The following is a 25812-nucleotide window of genomic DNA, read 5'->3' as shown; positions in this document are numbered from 1 at the left end:
TATGAAGCGTATTTTATTACTTAGTTTTATATTGTTTTTTGCTCACAGTTCATTCGCAGCGACTGAGGGTAAATTTATTCAAAAAGATAATATGTTTCCACGCGTAGAAATTGTCACTACGCTTGGCAGTATTGTGGTCGAAATGGATCGTTCACGCGCACCAATAACAGTAAATAACTTTCTAACTTACGTTGCCGACGGTAGCTATCAAGGTAGTGTGTTTCACCGTGTAGAACGTGATGAAGACAACGAACGTGATTTTGTTATTCAAGGCGGTGGTTACGATAAAGACTATGATGGTCTGTACGAAGGTGACCCTATTTTTAATGAAAGTGGCAACGGGTTAAAAAACGATATGTATAGCATCGCAATGGCATATCAAGACCGTAAACCTCACTCAGGTACTCGTCAGTTTTTCTTTAACATGGACGATAACGATCATCTTAATCCTGGTCGCGACTGGGGCTTTGCCGTATTCGGTATGGTCATGGATGGCTATGACACACTAGACAAAATCATGCGTGTCGAAACCGCTTTTAACGAAAAAATCGGTTACAGTTTTGTACCCAAAGATCCTGTTGTTATCTTAAACGTAAAAGTGCTTGACGCTAATCAATAATAAATAGGGGCGCACGCCCCTTAAACTGGCAACACTATGACAAAACCCCTTTCTATTTCAGAGTATTTCTCGTACTTCAAAGATAAACGTTTAATCAATATATTCATCTTTGGTATCAGTAGTGGCTTTCCTTGGGTATTGATTGGCTCAGTCATGTCGGCTTGGCTGAAAGACGAAGGTCTAAGCCGCAGTATGATTGGGTTATTTGGCATCGTGTTTGGTGCGTATAGCATTAACTTTTTATGGTCACCGCTCGTTGACCGTGTAAAGTTACCTGTTTTATTTAACTGGCTAGGCCAGCGCCGTAGCTGGATTTTACTTTGCCAGTCAGTGATTTTTATTGGCACCTTTTCACTTGCTGGGCTCGATATCAAGGCCAACCTCTGGTTTGCTGCCGCGCTGTGTTTAGTTATTGCTATCGCTTCTGCGACTCAAGATATTGCTATTGATGCATTTCGTATCGACACTTTAGCCGAAAACGAAAGCCACAAAGCCACCGCAGCAGCTGCAATGGCCACTTCAGGTTGGTGGAGCGGTTACGCCCTATTAGGCGCCCTGCCATTTTATATGGCCGACATCCCTTCAATTGATTGGCCACAAGTTTACTTTTTCTTATCTGTGGTAATGCTGCTATTAATGAGCAGCGTATTGTGGGCAAAAGAACCCGAATCAAACCGTGACGCTGTGCAAGCTGAGCTTGAACAAACCTATCAACAAAAGCTGGCTGGTAGTACGCAGACTCGCTTTGCTAAAGTTATTGCATGGCTTGCTGTAACCGTTTTTGACCCTTTCAGAACCTTCTTTGCCCGTAATGGCGTAAAAACAGCATTGGCATTATTGGCCTTTATTTTCTTATTTAAAATCGGTGAAGCCTTTTTAGGGCGAATGTCTATCGTGTTTTATAAAGAAGTGGGCTTTTCAAATAGTGACATAGCGACCTTCTCAAAAGTGGGCACTGCAGTGCTCACCATCGCTTTTACTTTTTTAGGAAGCTTATTCAATCAACGCTATGGCATTGTAAGAGGCTTGTTTATTAGTGGTATTGCGATGGCAGCCTCAAACCTTGCCTTTGCTTGGATTGCGATTGCAGGTCCTAAACTAAGCCTGTACGCGTTTGCTATTATTATTGATGGTTTCACCCAAGCTTGGTCACTGGTTGCCATGGTGGCGTTTATATCCATGTTATGTGATAGAGCATTTAGTGCGACCCACTATGCACTACTTGCTTCATTGGGTAATTTAGGCAGAACCTTACTGTCGAGCTACAGCGGCGTGGTTATTGATGACTGGTTAGGTGGAAACTGGGCGATGTTCTTTGTGCTAACTGCATTGATGGTGATCCCATCACTGGTATTTTTATTCTTAATTCGTCATAAGCTTTATGCGTTAGAAAACAACTATCACCAAAACAATTAACAAATCTGATACGTATGTGATTAAAGAGAGGATGATGCAAGGGAGAGACTTTAAATAGCGCTTCCTTGCACTATTTGTATTACTTTAAAAGCGGCGTTTCGCTTTTAGTAATGAATAATTAAGCGTCTTTAAGTAAATTAAGACCTTCGTACGGGTCAACTTCTAAAGCATCACAATAACGCATGAATTCAATTACATCTAAACGACGTTCTTGGTTTTCAATTTTGCCAATGAAAGAATGCGGCGTACCTAAAACCTGTGCAAGGCTACGCATTGTGTGACCTTTCTCATGACGCTTAGTTTTAAGCCATTTCGTTAGTTTCGAGTTTTCTTCAGAAGAAACTGTTTTACCCATCATAAAATACATCTCCTACTAGATGATTCAAGTTAATAATTTAAGAGTGAAATTTGCCCGTCTCACTCTTGGACACATTATATACTAATAATTTTCAGTTTGAATGATTAATTATACAAATGTCCACCTTTTAGGTATGGACCGTTTTAGTATACAAGCTTAAGTGTAGCTAAAATTAAAGCATGTGCTCTATAGTTAACTGGTTAACTGTACCAAAAAATTGATCAATTGGAAGTGTAACAAGATGAAAGTATCACTTTAAATTCTGCATATTTATGCTTAAAGTGTATGTAAATACTGAAAAAGGCTAGGAAATGTTTCGTATATTATTTTTGTTGCCAATTGTACTGTGTGTGGCGTGGTACCTGTTTTTAAAACAAAATCGTGTGCCAATTAAGCAAGGTAAGAAAGGGTTTGTGTATATTTTAATCGCCTCTGCGTTAGTTTTAGGCTTCTTTTTACTGATGATTAAAGTGACCCAACACTAGGGTCACTCATTTTTAATTAATCAGTAACGAATTTACCGATTACCGACGACGATCTCGCAGCATTAACAAGCAAGGCGTAAGTACCAGTGTTAATACAGTAGCAAATGTTAATCCACCCGCAACAGCCGTGGCCAATTGCACCCACCACTGAGTAGATGGCGCACCAAAATCAATATGACGGTTAAATAAGTCAATATTCACTTGCAGTACCATCGGCATTAATCCCAATATGGTGGTTACGGTAGTTAATAGTACAGGACGTAAACGCTGAGCACCAGTTCGTAAAATCGCATCTTTTGCTGCCAGACCTTGGCTACGTAAAACATTATAGGTATCAATCAATACAATATTGTTATTAACCACAATACCTGCAAGCGAGATAACCCCGATGCCTGACATCACGATACCAAACGGTTGCTGTAATACGATTAAACCTAAGAACACACCCACAGTTGAAAACAGTACAGCACTTAAAATCAAAAATGCCTGATAAAAGCTATTAAATTGCGTTACCAGAATGATCCCCATCACAAACAGGGCAACCACAAAAGCCTGCTCAAGGAAGGCTTCTGATTCATCTTGATCTTCGGTTTCACCACGCACTTTAATTTTCACGCGCGGATCTAACCCTTGCTCCTCTAGTTGCGCTTGTAAGCGTGGCAACGCTTTAGCAAGTTGTTCACCCGGTTTCATGTCTGCATTAACGGTAACAACGCGCTGAGAATCAACACGGCGAATTGTATCGACCTTAGGAGCTGCTTGACGCTCAACAAAGTGACTAATTGGCACTTGCCCATGCATAGTTTTTACACGCAACGTTTCAAGACGTCCTAAATCTCGCTTGTCATGCGGGAAGCGTACGCGAATATCAATCTCGTCATCAACATCATCAGGGCGGTATTCCCCTAGTTTTAAACCATTAGTAATAAGCTGAACATTCGCCCCTAGCATACTGGCATCCGCACCAAAACGAGCCGCATCCGAACGATTCAATTTAAGTTGCCACTCAATGCCCGGTTTTGAAGCACTGTCATCAACATTTCGAAATGCGCCATCATTTTCGATAGCTTGTCTTACTCGTTTTGCTTCACTGTTAAGCACATCAACAAACCGAGAGCTCAGCTCAATACTTAGCGCTTTACCACCACCGGGGCCGTTTTCATCTTTACGAAGTTCAATTTCGACACCAGCATAACTTGCCGTGATTTCGTTAACTTGACTGATTATATCTTCGGCAGGTGGACGCTCATCCCAGTCTTTGAGATTCATTCTAAACGTGCCTACCTGATCTTTACCGCCAGTACGAGCATACAAGGTTTTAATACCTTCCACTTTTAAAATGCGTGACTCAATGTCTTTCATGATCACGTCTTTTTCAAATATAGATAAGTCACTGTAAGAACGTACTTTGATATTGACGCCATTTGGCTCAACATCAGGAAAGAACTCAACCCCTAGCTTAGAGACAGCAAATGCAAAGAACACCAAAATAGAAAACACGATTGCAGCAGCTAGGCTCCACCAAGGGCGCTCTGTTGCATAATCAAGCACTCGAATATAACGCCCAAGCATCCCTTTGATTTGTGTTAAGTCACCAGACTCAGCTAACTCTAAATCATGTTTTTGCTGTTCAGAAAGCGGCCTTGATTTTCCTATTAATCCACCAATGGTTGGCACAAACACCAATGCCATAAGTAATGACGCAGTCAAGGTGGCAATAAGCGTAATCGGCAAGTATTTCATAAACTCGCCCATCATTCCCGGCCAAAATATCAATGGTGCAAAGGCCGCTAATGTCGTTGCCGTAGAAGCGATGATTGGCCACGCCATGCGCTCAGCAGCCAATTTATAAGCAGCCTTGCGCGGTTTACCTTCACTCATTGCTCTGTCAGCAAACTCACTGACAACAATTGCGCCATCCACCAGCATACCGACAGCCATGATGAGTGCAAAAAGCACCACGATATTCACCGTTAAACCAAACACAGAGATCACTAAAATCCCGGTTAAGAATGAGCCTGGAATGGCAATTCCCACTAAGAAGGCGGTGCGCGCGCCAAGTACCGCCACAATAACGATAACCACCAACAATACAGCAGACAGCACATTATTTTGCAGATCAGAGAGCATCATTTTCACGTCTTTTGACATGTCGCCGGTGTAATCAACTCGTATATGCTCAGGCCAAATTGTCTTGGCCTCATTCACCACTTTTTTAACTTGATCGACCGTATCAATAATATTTTCGCCAGCACGTTTTTTCACTTCCAGCGAAACCGCATGACGGCCATTAATACGTGCGATTGAGGTTGGGTCTTTATATGCTCGGCGAATTTTTGCTACGTCCATAAAACGCACCACCCTATCGCCAACAACTTTCACAGGTTGCTCCATCACATCCTGAATCGTCTCAAATACCGACGGAATTTTTACAGCAAAGCGGCCTTTACCAGTATCAAGGGTACCGGCAGCAACTAAGCGGTTGTTATTTGATAGCAGTTGAATAATGTCATTCGGTTCAAGGCCATAAGAAATCATCGCCAGTGGATCGACCTCAATTTCGACCATATCCTCGCGGTCACCACCTACATCAACTTCTAATACGCTAGAAATGCTTTCTAGTTCATCTTTAAGATTACGGGCAAGGGTTAGCAAACCTCGCTCTGGCGCATCACCTGACAAGGTTAATGTAATTGTTGGCTGCTGATCTTCCATCAAGATTTCATGAACTTCTGGCTCTTCTGATTCAGAAGGCAGCTTTGCCTTGGCTAAACTAACTTTATCTCGTACATCTGCTAAGGCTTCTTTGGGATCCATACCCGCAATAAACTCAAGAGTCACAGAGGCATGCCCTTCACTTGCCACCGCTGACATTTCTTTTACGCCTTCAATTGAGCGAAGCTCAATCTCCATTGGCCTAACTAATAGCCGCTCAGCATCTTCAGGGGAAATACCATCATGAATAATCGACACATAAATAAAGGGAATGGTGACATCGGGGTTCGCTTCTTTAGGGATGGTTTGATATGTCACCCACCCCGAGATCAGCAACAAGATGAAAATAGATAAAACTGTACGCGTGTGAGTCAACGACGCTTCAATTAAGTTTTTCATACTTAGTTGCTCGTTGCTTCAGTAAACACAGGCTCAACTTTGTCACCGGCACGCACGAAACCTTGACCAAGGGTAATAACATTCGCTTGCTCGCCTAAACCCCAAAGCCAAACGCCCTGCTCGGTACTTTTAGCTAGATTTACCGATTTAAACTCTACAATATTGTCGTCATTTACGACTTTTACGCCGATATTCCCTTGTTCATCTAGGGCCATAAAAGCCGGGCTTAATAACATGGCAGGCTCAGTTGGCAACTCAATATTAAGCTGAGTCGAAAAACCTGCTTTATATTTCATACCTGGGTTTTCAAACGCCGCTTCGATGCGAAATGTATTAGTGCTGTCATCAGCAACAGAGGCAATATAACGAATTCGACCCGGATAGGTTTTGTCATTTAACACATGAGCAAAAGTAGCCTGTCCAACTTCTAAGCCTTGCACTTCTTTTTGAGTCGCATCGGCTCTGACAATTAACGGGTCTAAATCAGCGAGCTGTAAAATAGGGTCGCCTATGCCAACATAATCACCAATTTCGACTAAACGTTTGTTGATAACGCCATCAAAAGCAGCACGTACTTCAGTGCGCTCTAGCTTTAATTCAAGGCTTACCAAAGTTGCTTTTGCTTGTTGCAACATAGCTTGTGCTTGCATGGTCAATACTTTGTTTTGTAAACCTTGCTGATTAAGTTTAAGCGCGCCTTCGTATTCAGTTTGATACTGTGCAACTAAGGCTTCTGCTGATGTGATTTGGGCGGCTAAATCAGATTTATCGAGACGTAAAATAACCTGTTCTTGTTTTACAAACTGACCTTCTTCAACCAAAATTTCGAGTACTTGCCCTGCTTGCCTAGCGCTAATATTCGCGATTTTGTCTGGCTCTGATTTTCCATAAAAAGTTAGGTTTTTATTAATATTCTTAGCAACCAACGGCATCACTTGCACTTTAGGCAAGCGCTCTTGAACTTGATGATCACTTTGCTGTGCTTTTTGATCTGCTTTGCTATCCCCAGATAGCATCCACAGTACAATCACCAAAACAATGGCGATAGCTAAAATATAGGGTTTCTTTTCTATTGTTGTAGTTATATTTGGCAACGCAAAATTCCTTCTAATAATGCGTAAAATTTAGCAGAGGCAAGATATTATGAGAAATTAAAGCAATAAAAAAGCCACATAAAGTGGCTTTTTTAAATAATTCGTTAAACGCTGAAGCTGGCTCCGCAACCACAGGTTGTTGTTGCATTCGGGTTATTAACAAAAAAGCGTGCGCCTTCAAGCCCTTCGGTGTAATCCACGGTACCATCAACTAAATATTGAATACTCATAGGGTCAATTACTAGCGTTACACCATTTTTAACAATTTCTAAATCGCCAGGGTTAGCTTTTTCATCAAAAGTAAAACCATATTGGAAACCTGAGCAACCACCACCTGTTACATAAACACGTAGTTTAAGATCTGGATTCTCTTCTTCTTCGATTAACTGTTTAACACGAACAGCTGCTGCATCGCTGAACTTGATTGGCAACTCATCTGACATACCAAAACCCTCAAAACCTATATTGGCCGCAATTATCTAATACCCGAGTGTTTTAATCAAGTATCACCAGAAGAGCATCTCAATTATGGTGAGGGTAACTGGCTAACCTATTCGCCTTGGACTAAAGTTTATTTGTACTACATTTGGACTAGCATGAGTTTGCACTGAGGGAAGATAATTGTGATAGAGCATTTCAAGCTGCATTTTATAACTGATAATTTAAGCAGTGCGCAGGTCATTCCAGCTGAATACGATTTGCTCCTTGTGTTTGCTTCTATTCTCACAGCCGTATTTGCTTCGTATATCTCTTTTTTATTATCTGCTCGTATCAAACACTCTTATCTAAAAAATGAAAGTCAGATATGGACCATCATGGCTTCGTGTTTTTTAGGTATAGGAATTTGGGGTATGCACTTTGTAGGTATGCTTGCTTATACCTTACCCATCCCTATTGAATACAACATTAGCATTACTTTGATATCAATATTGCCAAGTGTGTTTGCCAGTTACATCGTGCTATCACCAGCACTGCAAACCGACAAAGGGCTACTATTTAGAAGTGTGCTAATGGGTGCTGGCATTGGCTCGATGCATTTTGTTGGCATGATGGCGATGGTGATGCCTGCAACAATGGCTTATGAGCCTTGGTTGTTCTCTTTATCTATTATCGTCGCTATTGTGCTGTCAGGTATCGCATTAAAAATTAATGATTTTCGACTTGCTAAAGGGGTTCATCAAACACGGATGAACTTAGTGGTGGCCTTAATAATGGGCAGTGCAATTTCGGGAATGCATTACATTGGCATGATTTCGATGTCGGTTTTTGAAACTGAATACACCACCTATGTTACAACCCACGACTACTCGACGTTAGCACAACTTATTATTTTTATTCTGGTGGCATTAAGTCTGTTTGTATTGGGTGCTGTTGAACTCAGAGCAAGGAGCTTATTATCAGCAAAACTGAAAGCAGTACTTAATACCGTACAAGATGTGGTAATTAGCTTTAATAATGAAGGAAAAATTGAATTTGCGAACCCGGCTGTTATCCATGTTTTTGGCTATCAGCTGCATGATTTAATAGGCAAACATATTCGCACCCTGATCCCTGAAAGATCGTTAGAACTTGATGAAATCCTCAGAGATTCACAACTCAGCAAAAGAACGGCGGGTAAAAGTAGCAGTCGGCTCTTAAAAGGACAACGAGCGAATAAAAAACGTTTTCCTATTACGTTAACCATCAGCTCTATTGGTAAAAAAGAGTCAGGTCCTTATGTGGCGACAATAAAAGATTTGTCTGATATTCGAAACCAAGAGGCCTTTACGCAAACTATTTTCGATAATTTACCTATCATGTTATTTGTAAAAGAAGCAGAGCATCTAACTTTTAGCCATGTGAATAAAGCGGGTGAGCAACTCCTCGGTAAAAATAAAGACCAACTAATCGGTTTAAATGACTTTGATATTTTCAGTAATGAACAGGCAGTCAGTTTCGTGCAAACCGATCGCGATGTATTGAAAAGTGATGACACTCTAACTATAGAGGAAAAGCCAGTTACCATTGATGGTAATACTCATTACTTAAGGACACGGAAGCTCACTATTAAAGACAGTAATGGTAAAGCGCAATATTTATTGGACGTTTCTGAAGATGTCACTGAATTAAAACAAGCAAAAACCGAGCTTGAAAGCTTACACCAACGCATGTCTATGGCTGCAGATGCGGCCCATATTGGTATTTGGGAGTGGAACTTTGAAACCAATGAACTGATTTGGGATGACTGGATGCATACCTTATTTGAAATTCCAAAATCAGAATTTAAAGGGGACTATTCAGCATGGGCAAATAGCTTGCACCCAGATGAATATGAAGACGTGACTAACAAGTTGAAACTCGCAATTTTAAATGGTGAAGAATTCCATGCAGAGTTTCAAATTGTTCTGCCTTCTGGAAAAACCCGCTATATCAATGCTGATGGGCGAATATACGGCAACCGCATGATTGGTGTTAATTTCGATATCACGAAGCGTGTTATAGCAGAGAAGAAAATTAGGCAATTGGCACAAACAGACCATTTAACAGGTTTAGCGAATCGTAGCGCGCTTGAGCGATTCATCAAGCAAGAGTTTGCGCGGGTGGAACGGACTGGCTCTAAGGTAGGTTGTCTGTATTTTGATCTTGATAAGTTTAAGCCAATCAACGATACCTATGGCCATGCAGTGGGAGATAAAGTACTGATAGAAGTTGCTAAACGCTTACAAGACACCGCTCGAAAAACCGATTGCGTTGCTCGCATTGGTGGTGATGAGTTTGTAGTTATTGTTACCGACATAGAAAACCAAGTACAAATAAACCGAGCACTATCACGATTGATCTGTGCGATTAAGGCGCCGATAAAATCAGAATATGGTGACTTGCATGTAGAAGCGAGTGTTGGCTTTGCCTTATATCCAGATGATGCGCAATCATTTGATGAATTACTTAGCATGGCCGATAAGCGTATGTATGACCAAAAACATCACTGCTTTAGTTGTAATGTTATGAACTGCAAATAAGCAAATTAATAATGCTAAAAAGTCTAATTTAGACGTATACTTATTAAACAATTAATAATGATTCTTTTTCCATGCTTACTCGCTTTTATTATTTTATGGTACTTGTTTTCAGCTCGCTTGCAGCTGCTGATAGCACGTACCAAGAAACATGGAAAATCACCTCTTTAGAAGCCCCGCCGTATGCAAGTAGTACAATGGAAAATGGCGGTGATGCTATTGCTCTATTAAGAGACACGCTTGCCAAAAAATCGATAAACCTCGAAGTTGAATATTTACCTTGGCAAGATGCAATAAAAAAAGCCCAGTTAACCGGCTACCTGGGTTATTACCCGGCTTGGCCCTCTGAAATGATACCTGGCTTTATAGCTTCACCCACTATTTTAAATTCTCAATTAGCTGTCATTACCACTCAGTCTAATTCACAAGATTTTGAAAATCTTGAACAGCTTTTTAATGAGAACAAAGTTGGCGTTGTTGAGCCTTATATTTACCCGGGTGTGGTCGAAAAAGTGATTCAATCCTATGCTGGCAGCATTGTGCAAACAGCAAACGATGAAGAACTATTCCACTTAATGCAAACTAAGCAGATTAATTTTGCGATTACTGCGCCAAAAGTACTTAACTATTTTGCTGAGCAACAAAACCTACCTGAGCCAAAAATAGTAACTCAGTTTACCGACTCCCCATTAGTGATTGGTATACGGAATGCCCCTGAAAACCGAGCTAAAATAGCCTTACTTAATGATTTATTTACTGGCGCAAAGCCATCTGCAACAAATTACTCTCGGCCAAAAAAGCTGTTGTTAACCTATATAGATATTCCGCGTGTAGCACCATTTAAAGCGTTAATGAGTGATGTTTATAATGATTTAAATATCAAAGTCCAGATGCAAGCAACACCATCTCGAAGAGGCGTATTGTTATTAAATGCAGGCATCGTTGACGGCGATATAGTGCGCTCACAAAGTAATATGCGTAAATTCGAGAATATTATTGTCGTAGAACCTAGCCTTGGCGTTATTAACTTAGTGCTCCTATGTCGAAAGTCGCTGCCATGCGATAGAGATAATTTATACAACCCTAACAACCTAATTATGAGCTCTAGTGGTGATATCGAAATTCTTAATGAGTTTGATATTAAAGCCGAGATCATTCATAACGAAGATTTAAGTCACACGCTTACCATGCTAAAAAAAGGACGTGTCGATTACGCGCTTTATCCTGCGCTCAATAACGATATAACTACCTTTAAAAAAGACTTTTCAGTGGTGGTACTAAGGCAAATGGCTATCAACACGGTTATTCATAAAAAACATGCCCCACTGGTAGATGAAATATCTAAAGCTATTTCAGCTCGCTTGCCTGAATTAACGCAGCAAATTAATAATGGCAGCAAAGATTAGCTAGATTTACCCAAAATGCAGATAAAATTATAAAATCCCAACGACTTAGTTGATTTGATTTGCTAAACTGCGGCTCAAAAGTGCTGTGAGGAAATATGCATGTGGCTTGAGAGACTAAGACGTCGCCTAGCAAAGCCTAAAACATCTGTGCAATTGTGCTTACTTGGTGTAAGTGCAGGGTTAATTGCGGCAGTGTTGATCATACTTTTTCGCCTCACAATCATGTTTTTTCAAAGCTTATTTTTAGATAAGCCTGATGACTTCACCACTTTACCAACCTATGAGCGAATGATACTGCCAGTTGGTGCAGCCTTATTAATTGCCTTATTCGCCGCCCTAACAGGCTTTAAGCATTATCGTCTTGGCATTCCATTTGTAATTCACCGTATTAAAAAACACTATGGTCATATGCCGCTTTATAACACGGTGAACCAATTTGTTGGTGGCGCATTAGCCCTTATTAGTGGTTTTTCGGTCGGTCGAGAAGGCCCCTCTGTTCATATGGGTGCAACAGGTGCCAGTTTACTGGCCGATAAATTACATCTACCACACAATGCAATGCGTACCCTCACCGGTTGTGGTGTTGCAGCCGGTATTGCTGCCTCATTTAACACCCCACTGGCAGCCGTCATCTTTGTTATGGAGGTGGTACTTAGGGAATATAAAGTGCATATTTTCGTGCCCATTATGCTCGCAGCGGTTACCGGCGCATTAGCCACTCAATTTGTATTTGGTGACGCTTCAGAGCTTGCCCTTATTACCATGAACCCGTTAAGTGGTTGGCATTACCCATTTTTAATCATTTTTGGTATGGCACTTGGCGCTGTTGCCTATGCATTTAACCAAAACTTGATGCTTATAATCCGTACTTTTAAACCACTAAGTATGTTCCCTCGTCTATTACTCGCAGGGTTAATAGCAGGCCTAATTGCATATATGGTTCCTCATGCAATGGGCTCAGGTATGAGTGCTATCACTATTGCTATTGAATCGCCAGATGATGTGCAGTTTTTAACAACCATCTTGATTGCCAAATTACTCGCCACCTTATTTGCCATTGGTTTAGGTATTCCAGGTGGGATCATCGGCCCTGTTATTGGGCTTGGGGTATTAATGGGCACCTTGATGGCCTTTTTCGCACAGTTCATTAGTCCGGGTGTTGATATCACAGGGACTTATAGCATGCTTGGCATGGCGGGGTTATTGGCTGCAACATTACACGCACCACTGGCTGCGCTTACTACAGTTATGGAATTGACCTCAAGCCCCGAGATTATTGTGCCAGCCATGCTGGTGATCTCAACGGCTTATGTTACAGCACTACAGTTTTTTGGTAACCGCTCTATTTTCATGCAACAACTCGATTTCCAAGGGCTTGAGTATCAAATATCGCCTGCTACCGAAGCATTACAAAAAGTAGGTGTGATGGATGAAATGGATGAGCAGTTCAAGCTGCTTTACAGTGACGACAAACAACAAATTAAAGAGTCGCTCGATGCCCTTGATAGCCAAACCCCGCTGATTGTTCATGATGAAGAGAATGGCTATCGTCTTGCGGAATATGATTTAAGCCTTATGTCTGATCAAGAAAGTAATATCAAATATGTCAGCCTTGCCGGCCTTAGTAGCCAAGCAACATTAGCCGATGCTTTTGACTTATTGAAAGATAAACGCAGCGGTGCGGTATATATTTACAACCTGCTTGATAACCAACAGATTATGGGCCTTTTGCGTTGGGACCAAATCAGACATATCCTTACCATACGCAACAGTTTGTTATAACAATTAAAATGGATGCTTAAATGACTGCGCTATTAGTTTATAAAACCTTCCACGTATTTTTTATGATTGCTTGGTTTGCCGGTATTTTTTACCTGCCACGTCTTTTTGTTTACCACGCAATGAGTGAAGAAAAAGCCTGTAACTCAATGCTGAAAGTAATGGAACGCCGCTTACTGTTTTTTGTGACGCCGTTTGCCATTTTAACATTGGTGTTTGGCGTACTGACCATTTTTGAATATGGTCGAGACTGGTTTAGATACAGCATGTGGCTGCACTACAAACTGGTGCTAGTGATTATTCTCTATATCTACCACGGCTATTGCTTTAAATTACTGGCTGACTTTAAGCATGACCGCAATACACGTAGCGATCGCTTTTACCGTATTTTTAATGAAGTTCCGGTACTCATCCTTTTAGCTATAGTGGCACTGGCAATTATTAAACCTAACTTATAATTTGCTGCTGTGAACGCTAAAAATTTGCTATAGTACTGCGCAAATTTATGCGGCCTCCCATACCGAGTGCCAGCGCCCTATAAATGTGATTAGGAACAAACCCCATGCTAAGTTTCCAAGGTGAAAATATCCTGTCGGTCAATCAGCTTGATCGAGATTGTATTGAACGTATTTTTGCAGTTGCTAAGAAAATGGAGCCTTATGCTAAAAAGCAAAAGCGCACCAATGTTTTAGAGGGCGCAATTTTAGCGAACTTGTTCTTTGAACCAAGCACGCGTACTCGCGTAAGTTTTGGTACTGCATTTAACTTACTAGGTGGTTTGGTTCGTGAAACAACGGGCATGCAAAGCTCAGCGCTTGCAAAAGGTGAATCTTTGTATGATACCGCACGCGTGATCTCAGCGTATGCAGATGCAGTCGCAATGCGCCACCCTGACGCAGGCTCTGTTGCTGAGTTTGCCACCGGGTGTGACGTGCCAGTGATTAATGGCGGTGACGGCCCGAATGAGCACCCAACACAAGCCTTACTAGACTTACTAACGATTGAACGTGAGCTAGGTCGTTTCAACCAAAGTATCGACGGTATGCATATTGCCCTAGTAGGTGATTTAAAATACGGCCGTACTGTGCACTCTTTATCTAAATTACTTTGCCATTATAAAGACGTTAAATTCTCTATGGTGGCACCTGATGGCTTACAAATGCCAGACTACATTTTAGATGCTGTTGATAACGCAGGTCATAAAATTCAAGTAGTAGATAAAATGGAAGGCAACTTGGCCGCCGATATTGTTTATCAAACCCGTATCCAAGAAGAGCGCTTCCCTTCTCAAGAAGAAGCTAACAAATACCGTGGTGGTTTCCGTATCAGTCAGGCTATTTACAACGCACACTGTAAGCCTAACTCAGTACTGATGCACCCACTTCCTCGTGATAGCCGTTTAGAAGCAAACGAGCTAGATAACGATTTAAATAGCAACGACAACCTAGCGATTTTCCGCCAAGTGCAAAATGGCGTGTTAATTCGCATGGCGTTGTTTGCTCTAACCTTAGATGTTGCCGACAAAGTTGAGCAATATGAAGTCGACGTGCCTTGGTTTAGCCGTAAACGTAATAGCTAACTTGCATCGTTTTGGGCTCTTTGAGCCCTTGCGAACCAACTCATTTAACGTGACAACCCAATAGGACTATTCATGACAATTAGCCAAGATCTTTTTAATCGCGCGCAAGAATCAATCCCAGGCGGTGTTAACTCACCAGTTCGTGCCTTCAATGGCGTTGGCGGTACTCCTTTATTTATCACTAAAGCAGAAGGTCCTTTTACCTTTGATGCTGATGGTAACCGTTTTATCGATTACGTTGGTTCATGGGGACCAATGATCATGGGTCACAACCACCCAGCTATTAAGCAAGCGGTATTAGAAGCCGTAGAAAATGGCTTAAGCTATGGTGCGCCAACCGAAACTGAAATCTTAATGGCCGAAAAAGTAAAAGAGCTAGTACCATCAATCGAAAAAGTACGTATGGTAAGCTCAGGTACTGAGGCAACAATGAGTGCAATTCGCTTAGCACGTGGTTTCACTGGCCGTGATAAAATCTTAAAGTTTGAAGGCTGTTACCACGGTCATGCTGACTCACTACTAGTAAAAGCAGGCTCAGGCGCACTGACGATGGGTGTACCTAACTCGCCGGGTATTCCTGAAGATTTTGCTAAGCACACATTAACTGTGTCGTTTAACAACCTTGATGAAGTAAAAGCAATTTTCGCAAAATACGCTGACGAAATCGCTTGTATCATCGTTGAGCCAGTTGCTGGCAACATGAACTGTATTCCACCTGTACCTGGCTTCTTAGAAGGTTTACGTGAGGTGTGTGATGAATACAAATCTGTACTTATTTTTGATGAAGTAATGACAGGTTTCCGTGTTGCTTTAGGCGGCGCACAAGCTTACTACAACATCAAGCCAGACCTAACGTGTTTAGGTAAAGTGATCGGTGGCGGTATGCCAGTAGGTGCTTTTGGTGGTAAGAAAGAAATCATGGATTACATCGCACCTGTTGGCCCAGTTTATCAAGCAGGTACATTATCAGGTAACCCAATTGCCATGGCAGCTGGCTTAAAATCTTTAGAGCTATTAAGTGCTGAAGGCCTGCACGATGAGCTTGAAGCAAAGAGCAAAGCAATTTGTGAAGGCTTTGAAGCCGCAGCTAAAAAAGCAGGCATTGCACTTACAACAAACTACGCAGGTGGTATGTACGGTTTCTTCTTTACTGATAAAGAAAAAGTAACTAGCTACCAACAAGCGACTGAGTGTGATTTAGAGCGCTTCAAAAAGTTCTTCCATTTAATGCTAGAAGAAGGTGTTTACCTAGCTCCTTCGGCGTTTGAAGCAGGCTTTGTGTGCGCTGAGCACTCTGAAAAAGAGATCAACGACACCATTGCAGCAGCAGAGCGCGCATTCGCGAAGCTTTAAATTGAAATTTGAATAGGTCACTTTAATCGGTGACCTATACTTCGACGCCCCCAAAATATAATATAAATACATCCCCACTAGAAAATAAAAACCAATAAAATATTATAATTAAAACATCATTTATACAAAGCAAGTATTCCATTAGTGCATTTTTATTTTCATTGTAACTAAAACACACATAAAACCATCCCAACCCACTGTTTTAAAATAAATAAACCTAAAATTAAGAAACGCTTAAGCAAATTACACTTAATTACATTTGTTTTATTTTTGTATATAAAATAAACTTAAATACAAAATTAGATCGTTCCAAGGCGTTTTTATGTTGCTTTGTCGTATTTATAATATAAATAATTGATTAGTATGTTCCTAATGTGTTACCAATTTGTTTCACCCTTTATTTGAAGGTAAAAACCTTAGAAAAATAAATGCAAGGTGTGAAGGTTATTAACAAATAACAACAAATCTAAAATTTCACAGGGAAAGCTCAATGAAAAACAACTTTTCAAAAACATTTAAGCGTTCGTTTACAGCCGCAGCTGTTGCTATGACCTTAAGTGCAGCTATGCCAGCCATGGCTGACAATGTTAATGGGGCAATCAAAGGTAATCTCATAACTCAGTCTGGCGCTTCTTTAGCAGGCGCAACAATCACCATTACCGATGAAACTAAAGGTTATGAAAAAACTCTCATTGCAGATGCAAATGGTCAGTTCAACCTTAACCAAGTGCCTGTAGGTAAGTACAACGTAACAGTGTCACAGGCTGGTTTTGAAAAAGCGCAGATCAACGATGTAATTATCGGTGTCGGTAAAACTGCACTTCTCGAAATACCATTAGTTGAAGGTAATATTGAACGTATTGCAGTTGTTGGTGGCGCAGTTCGAGCTGTTGATGTTTCTGTTACTGAATCATCATTGAACATTAGTTCAGAAGAGCTTGAATTATTACCAGTTGCTCGCTCATTAACATCGGTTGCTTTACTAGCACCTGGCGCAACTGAAGGTGATAGCCGATTTGGCGATCAAGCATCTTTTGGTGGCTCATCTGTTGCTGAAAATGCTTATTACGTAAATGGTCTGAATATGACTAACTTCCGTAATGGCTTGGGTGGCGCGACCATTCCATTCTCTGCATATGATAGTTTTCAAGTAAAAACAGGTGGCTACTCATCTGAGTTTGGTCGAACGACTGGTGGCCTTATTTCTGCAGTTACAAAGTCAGGTACTAATGACTTTCACTTTGGTGTTGAATCTATTTACTCGCCTGACTCATTGAGAGAACAGTCTCCAAACTCAGTTTACTTACAAAATGATCGTTGTGAGGCTGAAGATGGTCACTGTATTGGAGATTTATATGTCAATAACCAAGATGACTATGTAAACTCATTTGAGACAAATATTTATGCCTCTGGTGCGTTAATTGAAGATACGCTTTTCTTCTACGGGATTTATACTTTCCGAGATAATGAAGAAGAATACGGTAACGCTTCTCAAACCTCTCTAACAAAAGAAAAAGATGACGACCCTTATTATCTAGCGCGTATTGACTGGAACATTAATGAGGATCATCAATTAATGCTTTGGGGTTTTAGTGATGAACGCACATATTCTGAAAGCACAATCGAAGATGCAAATGGTACAGGTAACTATACATTAGATGGCGGTACAGCTTATCACAAGCGCGGTGGTGAAAGTTTTGCGGTACGTTATACAGGTAACCTGACTGATGACTTAAGCGTATCAGCTATGTATGGTGAAGTTAAATTCTCAGAAACTGATTATTCAGACTTTGATGACTGTCCTACCGGCTATGACGCAGATTTAGGTGTTGATACTACTTGTTATGTAAACTTCACTGTAGGCGCTAATGAAGATAAGCGCGAGCAATTGCGCGTTGACTTTGATTGGTACTTAAATGATGAGCATACACTAAGATTTGGTTATGACTCAGAAACCAATACATCAGATGCAACTACAATCAACTCGGGTGGTATTTACTACTACTATAGAACATACGAAGAAGGCGCTCGCCTTCCAAACGGTTATGTTCTTCCTGAAGAAATGAAAACAACTCGTGTTCGTGACTATAAGAATGGTGGTGCATTTGAAGTTGAAAACTGGGCGATTTATATCGAGGATCAGTGGGCTGTTACCGATAACTTAACACTAACTTTAGGTCTACGTAATGACAGCTTCACAAACTACAACGCGGATGGCGATGAATTTGTATCTATTGATAATCAAATTGCGCCAAGATTAGGTGCCTCTTGGGATATAAATGGTGACGGTGACAGTAAATTATTCGTTACTGCAGGTCGCTATTACTTACCTGTTGCTGCAAATACGAATATTCGTCTTGCAGGTGCCGAAACTTATATCCACACTTGGTATGAATATGAAGGCCTTAATGCTGATGGTACTCCTGTTGGCTTAAGCAACCAATTAGGTGATATCGCTATTTCAAATGGTGGTGACGGAACAGCAAAACCTTCAAACACTCTTGCAGATAAAGATCTTGAGCCTATGTACAATGATGAAATTATTGTTGGTTATCAAGCAGCGATTAATGATGACTGGTCTTGGAGCATCAAAGGTACATATCGCACACTAGGCAATCAAATTGATGATGGCTCATATATCTTTACTGATGAAGATGGAGAGTACCTTGGTGAAAACTGGTTCTTATTTAACCCTGGTAATAGCGCAACATTTAACTTCGACCTAGATGGTGACGGTGTAACTGAAGAGTATAGCTTCACAGCTGAAGAGCTAGGTTATCCTGAAGCTAAACGTCGTTACGCTGCCGTTGACCTTTCAATTGAGAAGAGCTGGGATAAAGTTTGGTCATTAAAAGCCCTATATACTTGGTCTCATAACTACGGTAACACTGAAGGATTTGTTAAATCTGATAATGGCCAAGATGATGCAGGTTTAACACAAGACTGGGATTACCCTTATCTTATGGATGGTGCTAACGGTAACTTACCAGCGGACCGTCGCCACAATATTAAAGTTTACGGTGCATATGCAGTTACTGAAGACTTCTTAATAGGTGCAAACTTAAATGTTGCTTCAGGTCGTCCTTGGACAGCGTTAGGTGCAGGGTATACACCAGACCCAGACAAATATTCTTATGGCGACACCTATTATGTAGGTGATCAACGCTACCCTCGCGGCAGCATGGGAACAACTCCCTGGACAGCGCGATTAGATCTTAACTTTACGTACAACTTGCATTTCAATGACCAAAAAGTACGCTTCGCATTAGATATTTTCAATGTATTTGATGCATCTACAGCAACTCGTTATGACGAAGTTGCTGAAGTGGCGGCTGGTGATGATAGTGCAACATTTGGCTTAGCGCAAAGTTATCAATCTCCTCGTCGAGTCCAACTATCTGCTTCTTACGACTTTTAATTTCGATTAAATTAGTAAGAAAAGCAATAACTCTAAAAGCCTCTTTATGAGGCTTTTATTTTTTACATTTAAACCTAATTAGTACTTCAATAGTTCGTCAATTTTTATCTTCAATTAATCAAGTTACAACTCAGTTAAGCTAAGAAAATGCAAGTGAAAGCACTACTTTGAGATAAAGATCTCAAAGTAAAATCATATAAATAGCAGTTAAAAAACGATGTCAGCATTAGCGCTTAATTCAGAAATATCAGGGAAATAAAGTACGGTACAAGCAGCCACAAAGCACTGTAATTCATAGCACGCTGAAGATGCCAAAGACACTGAGAAAAGTGCACTTATGGTAATGAATAGCGTACAAAATTTAGCTCAACTCTGTGTTGAGCTAAATGATTCAATGGCCAAGTTTAGCGCTGACAATTAGGTCTAGGCTCAAACTCACTGGCACGAATGGGTAGCTGCACCACTTTGCCGCAACCAGGAGGCGCTTGCAGACCAGTTTCTTCATTAATGAATGCCCAACGAATAGAAGCAGGGCGAGTATCCGCTATGGCTTCAGGGTTGAGTGGTTTAAGGTAACGAATGTAAGCTTCTAGTGCGCCAACACTGCCCGTTAAACCTGTGCTCTTGTTATCGTCGCGACCAATCCATGCAACAGTTACGGTATTTTGGTCAAAACCTGCAAACCAGCTATCGCGTAAATCATTACTAGTGCCTGTTTTACCTGCAAGTTGAATTGATGGGAAGTGGGCGTTTAAACGCTTTGCTGTACCATCTTTTGTCACGCGCTTCATTGCGTACTTAGTCATGTAAATTGATGCATCATCAAAACGTTTTTGTGAGCTGACATCATGTTTATAAAGCACCTTACCTACTGAGTCAGTCAGTGCTGAAATAGACGTTAATTCGCGGTACTGACCATCAGCAGCAAGGGTTGTATATAGCTGCGCTACTTCAAAGCTTGAAAGCTCAAGTGCACCTAAAAGTAATGACGGGTATTGATCAATACGCCCTTCTACACCTAAACGCTTTAAGGTATCAGCTACTTTATCAACTCCAACATCAAGGCCAGTGTTAACCGCAGGAATATTAATACTGTTACTAAATGCTTTGTATAGTGGCATAGGGCCGCGGAACTGCTTGTCGAAGTTCTCTGGTTGCCAAACTTTCCCCTGCTCATTAGTCACTTGCAGCGGAGAGTCATCCACCAAGGTGGCAACATTAAACTGACCACTTTCAAATGCTGTTAAATAAACGGCAGGCTTAACGAGTGAACCAATATTACGTTTGGTATCAAGTACACGGTTAAAACCAAAATAACGTACGTCACGGCCCGCAACTAATGCCGACACCCCACCCTTTTCAACGTTGACAGAGATCATCGCCGCTTCAAGCTCTTCTGTTTTAGGGCGTCTTTCTAGATAAGGTAAACTTGCCTCAACCGACTCTTCCATGGCCGTTTGCTTTTGTAAGTCAAAATAGGTGAATACACGCACCCCGGCATCTAACACTTGCTGATCAGGTAGCAGGCGCTTTAATTCTCGATTAACTAATTCTAAGTAACCCGGATACGACTTTTGCAGACTGTCTTTCATTGGTGCAATATCAATTGGACGCTTTAATGCCGCACGGTATTCACGGGTATCAATCAATTTATTTTCAACCATTAAGCGCAGTACTAGATCACGACGCTCCATTGCACGCTCACTATAACGACGTGGGTTGTAATATGAAGGACCTTTAACCATAGCCACTAATAGCGCAATTTGGTCGTATTCAAGCTCATCCACAGGCTTTGAAAAATAAAACTCAGCGGCAAGACCCATACCGTGAACGCCTTGATTGTAAGACTGACCTAAATACACTTCATTGAGGTAAGCTTCTAAAATGTCATCTTTGCTGTAGCGGTAATCTAATATCAGAGCGATAAGCGCTTCATTGAACTTACGTACCAGTGAACGCTCACGGGTAAGGTATATATTCTTTGCTAATTGCTGGGTTAAGGTACTGCCCCCTTGCACTGTACGTCCGGCTTTAATATTGCTGTATAAAGCGCGCATAATTGACCACACAGATACGCCATGGTGTTGATAGAAATTACGATCTTCAACCACCAGTAAAGTGTCTTTTAGCATCGGCGGAAATTTATCTAACGGCACAAACTCGCGGTCTTGTTTTGAATCATTACCAATGCGAGCTATTTGAACCGGCTCTAATCGAGCGCTGTTTAAACGACGACCAAATTTATCTTTGATAGTTGCTAATTTCTGCCCTGAAAAACGCAGCTCAACCACTTGTGAATCTTCAAGGCCATCATAAAATTCAAATTCACGGCGGTACACTTTAATACTGTTAGCTGATTTAACATACTGGCCTGTACGGCTTAGCTTATTTACAGATGAATAATTTAAACGGTTTAACTCCCAAATAACCTCTTGCTGAGACAAATATTGCCCAGGATAAAAGCTCATTGCACGAGCATACACTTGTGCAGGTAACTGCCATTTATTGCCTTCAAATTGGCGAGTAATTTTTGCATCTAAATAAATTAGATACAGCACCATGGCAACAATCACAGCAAGTGAAAGCTTCCAAAAAATTGACCAAAGTTTTCTTAATACACTAGCTTTAGCTGGCCCTTGAGGTGCGCGTGAGCGCTTAGCGGTAGTTTTTTTTGATGTCGCCTTCGGTTTACTAGACGATTTTTTTGCAGGAGTTTTTTTATCAGCCATTGAGTTCGCTATTGGTCAGTTAATTTTACAGGATTACGCCTTGAACAGCGCAATATTAACACCTGTAAAATTAACAGTCACTTAAACTCGTTTAGCGTGTACACAACCAGAGTGAGTGGATCACAGCAGGTATAAAGAAGATAAAGCATAGAATAATGTTAATCACTAAGTCTTTACCTGCGCCCGCTTTTAAAAATACCGCAACAGGCGGTAAAAACAGCGAAATAATTATAAGCAAGAGTTTGTTATCCATCGTTTTTCCTTGTTAGAAATGAACATTAAGCATAGTCAAAAAATAGCGATTTCGCCTATCAGAAAAGACTTATTTAAACGCAAAAAAGCCCTACCTAAGTAGAGCTTTGATTTGAACACACAATGATATTGTTATGGGCGTGCTATTTGCACGCACCAAGATTAGTTACTGCGAACTGATACAAACTCAGGGTAAGCATCAATACCACAGTCATGTTGATCCATACCGTTTAGTTCTTCTTCTTCGGTAACACGGATACCCATGGTATTTTTCAGGATTGCCCATACGATTGATGACGCGATGAACACAAATCCTAAGATACATACTAAGCCAATTAATTGATTAACAAAGGTTGCATCAGAGTTTGAAAGTGGTACTAACATGATACCTAATGCACCACACACACCATGTACAGAGATAGCACCTACAGGGTCATCGATTTTCGCTTTATCAAGAGCAACGATGCTAAATACAACCAGTGAACCACCTAATAGACCAAGTAAACAAGCAAGTAATGGCGTTGGAGATGCAGGCTCTGCAGTAATCGTTACTAGACCTGCTAGTGCACCATTAAGAACCATAGTTAAATCAGCTTTACCCCATAACACTTTACATACGAATAGTGCTGCAATTGCGCCACACGCTGCTGCTGCGTTAGTGTTTAAGAAGATTTTACCAACCGCTGTTGCGTTTTCAGCGTCAGAAACAAGTAGCTGTGAACCACCGTTAAAGCCGAACCAACCCATCCAAAGGATTAATGTACCTAGAGTTGCTAACGGTAAGTTAGAACCAGGAATTGGGTAGATTTCACCGTTTTTACCGTATTTACCCTTACGAGCACCTAGGAAAAGTACACCAGCTAGCGCTGCCGCAGCACCTGCACCGTGAACGATTGCAGAACCAGCGAAGTCAACAAAGCCCATTTCAGATAAGAAACCAGCGCCCCAAGTCCAGTAACCTTCGATTGGGTAGATGAAACCAGTTAAAACAACAGTGAAAATTAAGAATGCCCATAACTTCATACGCTCAGCAACCGCACCAGATACGATTGACATAGCTGTTGCTACGAACACAACTTGGAAGAAGAAATCAGACTCTAAAGAGTGATCCGCATCAGCAGCTTGAGTGCCGATTAATGCGCCAAATGAAGGGATGAAACCACCTTCTGCGTTATCAACATACATGATGTTGTAACCCACTAATAAGAACATAGTGCAGGCAATAGAAAATAGTGCAACGTTTTTAGTTAGGATTTCTGTTGTATTTTTTGCACGAACTAAGCCTGCTTCAAGCATAGCGAAACCAGCCGCCATCCACATTACTAAAACACCCGACATTAAAAAGTAAAAAGTGTCGAGTGAGAACTTCAACTCTACGATAGTGTTTTCCATAATTCCCCCTTAAATTGCTTCTTCATCAAGTTCGCCCGTACGGATACGAACGATTTGGTCTAAGTCGTAAACAAAAATTTTGCCGTCACCAATTTTGCCTGTTGAAGCAATTTTTGTGATGGTTTCAACAACGCGTTGACAATTTTCGCTACGAGTTGCAATTTCAAGTTTGATTTTTGGAATAAAATCGACTTGGTATTCAGCTCCACGATATAGCTCAGTATGACCACGTTGACGGCCAAAGCCTTTAACGTCGACAACTGTCATCCCCTCAATGCCTAAATCAGCCAATGCTTCACGTACATCATCAAGTTTGAATGGCTTTATTATTGCACTAATCATTTTCATAGTGGCCCCCTTCGGACGCTTATTGTTATCCTGTTGGCTTATACAATCCAACCTTTGTGCCACTATTTTTTATTACTTATTTTCAATAACTTAAAAATAAAAATCGGTTTTTTCACAAAAAAAATGCACCCTATTGGTGCATTTTTTTAACAATTAACCAGCGCTGGTGCAATTAGCACAACTATAGTTTAACTAAGCAGTTCCGATCTTGCTGTTTGGCTTGATATAAGGCCTTGTCAGCAATGCGCATCGCAGCTGTAAGCGATACTTTTTGGAATTGAGTCATACCAATACTCATAGTTAACGAGTAAGGCTCACCGTTAATTGAAAAGGCATGGCTTGCTAACTGCTCTCTGAAGGTATTGAGCCTTGATTCGGCCTTAGCTAAGTCCATATTATGCAGTACCACGGCAAATTCTTCGCCGCCGATTCTCGCGATAGTGAAGTCATCAAACTTAGTCTTTAAAAATGAAGACACTTGTTTTAGCGCCTGATCACCTGCTTCATGACCAAACTGGTCGTTCACATTTTTAAAGAAGTCGATATCAAGCAAAGCTAATACGTTTTCTTGCTCAACATTTTTAAGCAGTTTTTCTGCGTATTGATAAAAATAACGACGATTATGCAAGCCAGTTAAATGGTCGCGGTATGCGCTTTCTTTTATATCGGCTATTAAAGCAAGCTGCTCCATTGTTTGCATAACACGACAATGAAACTCTTCATTCATAAACGGCTTAGTTAAAAAGTCGTTAGCGCCGTATTTAATAAAACGCGCCGATAAACCATGCTTACCGGCACCTGATAAACCGATAATAGCTAAGTCATCTCGGCCGCGGAAATTACGTACCGCCTTAACGAGCTCAAAACCATCCATTGTTGGCATAGCATAGTCAGTGAGTAGCAGCTTGATTTCAGGATCGTCTTTCAGCATTTGTAGTGCTTGTTCACCATCTTGAGCATCGCGTACATCAAACAACTGCTTTTCGAGCATTTGCTTCATTAAAGTGCGACTTAGTACTGAGTCATCAGCCACCAGCGCTTTGCTACCATCGTTTCTAAGTAATTGTGCAACAAGTTTGATCGCATAATGGTATGAGTCGCGGTTATCTTTAACCACGTAATCAACCACACCAAGCTCTAACATCTGCTGGCGAATGTATTCATCAATCTTTGATGTTAGAACAACGGTCGGGATGTTTTTTGATAAGGTGTATTTAGCTACTTCGCCATTCATCGCATCAGGTAGCGTTAAATCGACTAAAGCTAAAGTGTAATCGTGCTCTGAAATTAAAGAGACGCCCTCTTTTAAAGACCACGCAAAGTCGACAGCTACATCTAAATAGTGAGCAGCGAGGTGACGTAACACTTGCTGTACTACTTTACTGTCTTCAACTACTAATACTCTTTGCATTGCAACTTCTCTTTCTTAAGCACGTGTACACAGATTATAAACACGCTAAATATACGCCATTTT

General features: G+C 41.0%; 19 protein-coding genes. 10 read left to right on the top strand and 9 right to left on the bottom strand.

Features of this window, described 5'->3' with window-relative positions; genetic code table 11:
- The first annotated feature begins 1 nt into the window (after position 1).
- Together EXT43_RS09900 and EXT43_RS09895 are read left to right on the top strand one after the other, a co-directional pair.
- A complete protein-coding gene (locus EXT43_RS09900) occupies positions 2 to 619 on the top strand; it encodes a peptidylprolyl isomerase (protein WP_054562308.1) in 618 nt (205 codons plus the stop codon).
- Between the two features lie 36 nt (positions 620 to 655).
- Entirely contained in the window at positions 656 to 2035 is a 1380-nt protein-coding gene (locus tag EXT43_RS09895) for an MFS transporter (protein WP_063528649.1), read from the top strand.
- A 118-nt stretch (positions 2036 to 2153) separates the two neighbouring features.
- On the opposite strand, the gene EXT43_RS09890 is transcribed toward EXT43_RS09895, so the two are convergent.
- Entirely contained in the window at positions 2154 to 2393 is a 240-nt protein-coding gene (locus EXT43_RS09890) for a helix-turn-helix transcriptional regulator (RefSeq protein WP_054562310.1), read from the bottom strand.
- 311 nt (positions 2394 to 2704) lie between these two features.
- Between EXT43_RS09890 and EXT43_RS20675 the strand changes: the two genes are divergently transcribed.
- Complete coding sequence (locus tag EXT43_RS20675; RefSeq protein WP_165385093.1) at positions 2705 to 2878, top strand: hypothetical protein; 174 nt, start codon at positions 2705 to 2707, stop codon at positions 2876 to 2878.
- A 39-nt stretch (positions 2879 to 2917) separates the two neighbouring features.
- On the opposite strand, the gene EXT43_RS09885 is transcribed toward EXT43_RS20675, so the two are convergent.
- From EXT43_RS09885 to erpA, 3 genes are all read right to left on the bottom strand, one after another.
- The gene (locus EXT43_RS09885) at positions 2918 to 5992 is read right to left on the bottom strand and encodes an efflux RND transporter permease subunit (RefSeq protein WP_063528971.1); all 3075 of its coding nucleotides are present in this window, start codon (positions 5990 to 5992) and stop codon (positions 2918 to 2920) included.
- Between the two features lie 2 nt (positions 5993 to 5994).
- Positions 5995 to 7086 carry an efflux RND transporter periplasmic adaptor subunit gene (locus EXT43_RS09880; RefSeq protein WP_240701487.1) on the bottom strand — a complete coding sequence of 364 codons (1092 nt, stop codon included), beginning with the start codon at positions 7084 to 7086 and terminating at the stop codon, positions 5995 to 5997.
- 104 nt (positions 7087 to 7190) lie between these two features.
- Positions 7191 to 7529, bottom strand: a complete 339-nt coding sequence (gene erpA / locus EXT43_RS09875) for an iron-sulfur cluster insertion protein ErpA (protein ID WP_054562313.1) — start codon at positions 7527 to 7529, stop codon at positions 7191 to 7193.
- Between the two features lie 372 nt (positions 7530 to 7901).
- Here erpA and EXT43_RS09870 point away from each other — a divergent pair, with 372 nt between their 5' ends.
- From EXT43_RS09870 to EXT43_RS09840, 7 genes are all read left to right on the top strand, one after another.
- Positions 7902 to 10085 (top strand): diguanylate cyclase, encoded by a 2184-nt coding sequence (locus EXT43_RS09870; RefSeq protein ID WP_240701486.1) that lies wholly within the window; start codon positions 7902 to 7904, stop codon positions 10083 to 10085.
- A gap of 71 nt (positions 10086 to 10156) precedes the next feature.
- Positions 10157 to 11488 carry a transporter substrate-binding domain-containing protein gene (locus EXT43_RS09865; protein ID WP_063527349.1) on the top strand — a complete coding sequence of 444 codons (1332 nt, stop codon included), beginning with the start codon at positions 10157 to 10159 and terminating at the stop codon, positions 11486 to 11488.
- 99 nt (positions 11489 to 11587) lie between these two features.
- Positions 11588 to 13270, top strand: coding sequence for a chloride channel protein (locus EXT43_RS09860; RefSeq protein WP_054562317.1), 1683 nt, complete (start codon positions 11588 to 11590; stop codon positions 13268 to 13270).
- A 20-nt stretch (positions 13271 to 13290) separates the two neighbouring features.
- Positions 13291 to 13725: a CopD family protein gene (locus tag EXT43_RS09855; protein WP_063527350.1), complete on the top strand. Its 435-nt coding sequence runs from the start codon at positions 13291 to 13293 to the stop codon at positions 13723 to 13725.
- A 104-nt stretch (positions 13726 to 13829) separates the two neighbouring features.
- Entirely contained in the window at positions 13830 to 14846 is a 1017-nt protein-coding gene (locus EXT43_RS09850; RefSeq protein ID WP_054554265.1) for an aspartate carbamoyltransferase, read from the top strand.
- Between the two features lie 72 nt (positions 14847 to 14918).
- Complete coding sequence (hemL, locus tag EXT43_RS09845) at positions 14919 to 16199, top strand: glutamate-1-semialdehyde 2,1-aminomutase (RefSeq protein WP_063527351.1); 1281 nt, start codon at positions 14919 to 14921, stop codon at positions 16197 to 16199.
- 490 nt (positions 16200 to 16689) lie between these two features.
- Positions 16690 to 19617 carry a TonB-dependent receptor gene (locus EXT43_RS09840; RefSeq protein WP_062566704.1) on the top strand — a complete coding sequence of 976 codons (2928 nt, stop codon included), beginning with the start codon at positions 16690 to 16692 and terminating at the stop codon, positions 19615 to 19617.
- A gap of 404 nt (positions 19618 to 20021) precedes the next feature.
- Here the strand turns inward: EXT43_RS09840 and mrcB are convergent, their stop codons facing one another.
- The 5 genes from mrcB to EXT43_RS09815 form a co-directional block, all read right to left on the bottom strand.
- A complete protein-coding gene (mrcB, locus tag EXT43_RS09835) occupies positions 20022 to 22346 on the bottom strand; it encodes a penicillin-binding protein 1B (protein WP_062566703.1) in 2325 nt (774 codons plus the stop codon).
- Between the two features lie 91 nt (positions 22347 to 22437).
- Entirely contained in the window at positions 22438 to 22599 is a 162-nt protein-coding gene (locus tag EXT43_RS09830; RefSeq protein WP_082401591.1) for a YqaE/Pmp3 family membrane protein, read from the bottom strand.
- Between the two features lie 161 nt (positions 22600 to 22760).
- The gene (locus EXT43_RS09825; protein WP_054562321.1) at positions 22761 to 23990 is read right to left on the bottom strand and encodes an ammonium transporter; all 1230 of its coding nucleotides are present in this window, start codon (positions 23988 to 23990) and stop codon (positions 22761 to 22763) included.
- Between the two features lie 9 nt (positions 23991 to 23999).
- Positions 24000 to 24338 (bottom strand): P-II family nitrogen regulator, encoded by a 339-nt coding sequence (locus EXT43_RS09820; RefSeq protein ID WP_054554260.1) that lies wholly within the window; start codon positions 24336 to 24338, stop codon positions 24000 to 24002.
- Positions 24339 to 24519: 181 nt separating this feature from the next.
- Positions 24520 to 25749 (bottom strand): diguanylate cyclase, encoded by a 1230-nt coding sequence (locus EXT43_RS09815; RefSeq protein ID WP_062566702.1) that lies wholly within the window; start codon positions 25747 to 25749, stop codon positions 24520 to 24522.
- Positions 25750 to 25812: the final 63 nt, after the last annotated feature.

It is taken from the genome of Pseudoalteromonas sp. CO109Y, from assembly GCF_004208935.1.
Classification (GTDB): Bacteria; Pseudomonadota; Gammaproteobacteria; order Enterobacterales; family Alteromonadaceae; genus Pseudoalteromonas; species Pseudoalteromonas shioyasakiensis.
Note: the sequence above shows the minus strand (reverse complement) of the source record. Positions and strands in the feature narration are given on the sequence as shown.

What these genes read in the sequence shown, in the direction of transcription:
- erpA (WP_054562313.1), bottom strand. Translation starts at nt 7,529, where the DNA reads ATGTCAGATGAGTTGCCAATCAAGTTCAGCGATGCAGCAGCTGTTCGT.
- mrcB (WP_062566703.1), bottom strand. Translation starts at nt 22,346, where the DNA reads ATGGCTGATAAAAAAACTCCTGCAAAAAAATCGTCTAGTAAACCGAAG.
- EXT43_RS09890 (WP_054562310.1), bottom strand. Translation starts at nt 2,393, where the DNA reads ATGATGGGTAAAACAGTTTCTTCTGAAGAAAACTCGAAACTAACGAAA.
- EXT43_RS20675 (WP_165385093.1), top strand. Translation starts at nt 2,705, where the DNA reads ATGTTTCGTATATTATTTTTGTTGCCAATTGTACTGTGTGTGGCGTGG.
- EXT43_RS09860 (WP_054562317.1), top strand. Translation starts at nt 11,588, where the DNA reads ATGTGGCTTGAGAGACTAAGACGTCGCCTAGCAAAGCCTAAAACATCT.
- EXT43_RS09900 (WP_054562308.1), top strand. Translation starts at nt 2, where the DNA reads ATGAAGCGTATTTTATTACTTAGTTTTATATTGTTTTTTGCTCACAGT.
- EXT43_RS09895 (WP_063528649.1), top strand. Translation starts at nt 656, where the DNA reads ATGACAAAACCCCTTTCTATTTCAGAGTATTTCTCGTACTTCAAAGAT.
- EXT43_RS09865 (WP_063527349.1), top strand. Translation starts at nt 10,157, where the DNA reads ATGCTTACTCGCTTTTATTATTTTATGGTACTTGTTTTCAGCTCGCTT.
- hemL (WP_063527351.1), top strand. Translation starts at nt 14,919, where the DNA reads ATGACAATTAGCCAAGATCTTTTTAATCGCGCGCAAGAATCAATCCCA.
- EXT43_RS09840 (WP_062566704.1), top strand. Translation starts at nt 16,690, where the DNA reads ATGAAAAACAACTTTTCAAAAACATTTAAGCGTTCGTTTACAGCCGCA.
- EXT43_RS09820 (WP_054554260.1), bottom strand. Translation starts at nt 24,338, where the DNA reads ATGAAAATGATTAGTGCAATAATAAAGCCATTCAAACTTGATGATGTA.
- EXT43_RS09885 (WP_063528971.1), bottom strand. Translation starts at nt 5,992, where the DNA reads ATGAAAAACTTAATTGAAGCGTCGTTGACTCACACGCGTACAGTTTTA.
- EXT43_RS09850 (WP_054554265.1), top strand. Translation starts at nt 13,830, where the DNA reads ATGCTAAGTTTCCAAGGTGAAAATATCCTGTCGGTCAATCAGCTTGAT.
- EXT43_RS09855 (WP_063527350.1), top strand. Translation starts at nt 13,291, where the DNA reads ATGACTGCGCTATTAGTTTATAAAACCTTCCACGTATTTTTTATGATT.
- EXT43_RS09825 (WP_054562321.1), bottom strand. Translation starts at nt 23,990, where the DNA reads ATGGAAAACACTATCGTAGAGTTGAAGTTCTCACTCGACACTTTTTAC.
- EXT43_RS09870 (WP_240701486.1), top strand. Translation starts at nt 7,902, where the DNA reads ATGGCTTCGTGTTTTTTAGGTATAGGAATTTGGGGTATGCACTTTGTA.
- EXT43_RS09815 (WP_062566702.1), bottom strand. Translation starts at nt 25,749, where the DNA reads ATGCAAAGAGTATTAGTAGTTGAAGACAGTAAAGTAGTACAGCAAGTG.
- EXT43_RS09830 (WP_082401591.1), bottom strand. Translation starts at nt 22,599, where the DNA reads ATGGATAACAAACTCTTGCTTATAATTATTTCGCTGTTTTTACCGCCT.